Source organism: Actinoplanes sp. NPDC051633, assembly GCF_040681735.1.
Lineage (GTDB): Bacteria > Actinomycetota > Actinomycetes > Mycobacteriales > Micromonosporaceae > Actinoplanes.
On record NZ_JBFAZH010001119.1, the window covers coordinates 1 to 2,530 of the forward strand.

A 2,530-nucleotide genomic window follows, 5' to 3' on the forward strand; every position below is an offset into this window, starting at 1 on the left:
GTGGTGCCCGAGGTACTCGTCGCGGCGACGGAGCATCACGGCGAGCATGAGCGGGAACATCAGGATGTGTTCCAGCGCCATCGCGGCGCCGGCGCCCATGACGCCCGCCCACACGACGGGGATCAGGAGGAGTGCGGGCACCAGCATGACGGCGCTCATCTCGACGGTGGCGGGCCAGCCGTGCCGCCGGATCCGCATCCAGACCCCCATGCCCAGGGCCATGGTCAGGCCCATCTCGGCGATCGTGAGCTTGGGATGTGTGGCCATGGAGTAGTCGACTCCGGCGAGGGCCAGCGCCCCGCGGAGAGCGCCGCCCAGCACGACCATGCCCGCGAACATGGCGACCACCATCTCGAGGTAGTGCAGGGCGAAGCGCTTCCAATTGCGCGACGTCGTCTGAGCCGGCGTCGCAACGACCTTGTGCGGTGCATTCATGCATCGAGGATCCCTGCCGACGACCCGCCCGGCCAGATGCCGCCGTCATCAACCGTGCATCCGTGATGCACGAGCGCCGTGTGCATTCTGCACATCCGCCTCCGCCGCCACCGTTACCACCAGCTCGTACAGATCGCCGGAACGGCCCGCGTGCAGCGACCCGCCGAGCGCCCGCACCCGGTCGGCCAGGTTGAGCAGGCCGTTCCCGCCACAGCGCGCGGCGGTGCCGGCCGCGCGCCCGTCCACGCCGTCGTTGGCGATGCAAAGGACGAATGCCCGGTCGCGGATGGACAGTTCGACCCAGCACCTGGTCGCCGGCGAGTGACGCAGGACGTTCGTCACCGCCTCGCGCAGCACCGTGGCCATGACCTGATCCAGGTCGTCGGGCAGAGATGGCGTCGGTGCCGGCAGGGAACGCTTCACCTCGATGCCGATCGAGCCGAGGAGCGCCGCGGCGGTGTCGAGCTCGGCGACGAACGACAGGGCCGACCCGCCGGCGGTGATCTTGTCGAGCTCGATGCGCGTCCGCTCGGCCAGCTGCGCGAGCGTGCGGATCTCGGCCGCGGCGCGCGCATCGTCGCGGCCGATCAGCTTGACCGCCAGGTCGCACTTCAGTGCCACCGCCGACAGCCCCAGGCCGAGGACGTCGTGGGAGTCCTGCGCGACCCGTACGCGTTCGCGCTGCACCGCCTCACGGGCCAGGTCGCGACGTACGAGTTCCAGTTCCTCGGCCAGGTCGGTGAGCCGGGACAGGCCGTACACGCCGAACCCGATCGCCGTTGACCCGCCGGCCAGATACAGGCCGACCGCCACGTCGCCGGGATACATCAGGACCCACTGCACCCCGTTGGCGGTCGCGATGGCGATGAACGCCGGCCACGCCCAGCGGCCGCGGATCAGGAGAAGGGCGGACGCCGCGGGAAAGCTGCCGAGGGCGGTGCCGGACATGTCCCGGTTGCCCATCGCGGCCACGATGAGAGCACCCAGGAGCAGCACCTGAACGGTCAGGGTCAGTGGCCACGCCCGCGGCCGGCGGCCGTCCCGGCCGGCCAGCGAGTGGTAGAGCTGGATGATCACGATGCCGACGATCGCGACGGTCCCCGCGGCCCTGGTCGCCGGATCGGCGGCGACGTCCGTGACGATCACGACATGGTGCGCGCCGAGCACCAGCAGATTCACGATCAGCACGAGCAGCGCCAACCGCGGTGCGATCGTGTTGCCTACGCGAGACGCCTCCGGACCGCGGTCGGCGAGCTTGCCGGCGACGACCTGCCGGACCTGTTCCGTGGCCTGACGTGCCAGCGTCGCGGCATCCACCAGGGCTGCGCGTGCCTCGTCCGCCGACCGCGACAGCATCGTGAGCGCCGACCCGGCCCGGGCCGTGACCACCTGCAGCCGGTCGCCGACGGCCGTGCCGAGGCGGACCGCGGCGTCCAAGCGCTCCCGCGTCACCGCCTGACCCGCCAGGGTGGTCCGCGCCGCCCGGAGCTCGGTGACCAGATCACCCAGCCGGACCAGGCCGAACAGCGGCAGAGCCATGTCGATCGGAGCCACGAAGACGATCGAGAGGAACTGGTTCCCGTCCACGGGATAGGGGCTCAGCACCCACAGGCGCAGCACCGCCTCCACGGCGACGGCAGCGCCGAAGAGCAGCCACGAGACCCGGGCCGGCAGGGTGAGCAGCAGGAGGCCGCCGAGCAGGCCGGACAGGCCCAGGGCCCAGCGCTCCCCGAAGAACACGAACGGGGCGTAGGTCACCACCACCTGCACGGTCAGGAGCAACCACTTGTGACGATCCCACGCGATCCGCCCGGGCGGGGTGGTGTACCAGAGTGGCAACAGGAACGCGGCGGCCGCCACGGCGGCTCCCGCCGAACCGTTCCCCAGCGCGTCGGCGGCCGCCGCCCGGGTGGAGAGCATGAGGCAGAGGAAGGCAGCCGGAAAGGCCCAGACCAGTCCGGGTACGCCGACCACACGCTCACCTCCGGCCACATCGCCTCCGGCTCGAGGATAGAAGCCGCGGCCTTCCTCTGCCTCATGCTCTCCACCCGGGCGGCGGCCGCCGACGCGCTGGGGAACGGTTCGGCGGGAGCCG

General features: G+C 71.4%; 1 protein-coding gene and 1 pseudogene. Both read right to left on the reverse strand.

The genetic code is table 11. From position 1 onward, the window contains the following. Positions 1 to 435, reverse strand: a pseudogene (locus AB0M20_RS37800) (hypothetical protein); the annotation flags it as partial. A 48-nt stretch (positions 436 to 483) separates the two neighbouring features. Further along, on the reverse strand, positions 484 to 2,409 hold the full coding sequence (locus AB0M20_RS37805) for a histidine kinase (RefSeq protein WP_364305640.1): 1,926 nt from the start codon (positions 2,407 to 2,409) through the stop codon (positions 484 to 486). Positions 2,410 to 2,530 lie beyond the last annotated feature (121 nt).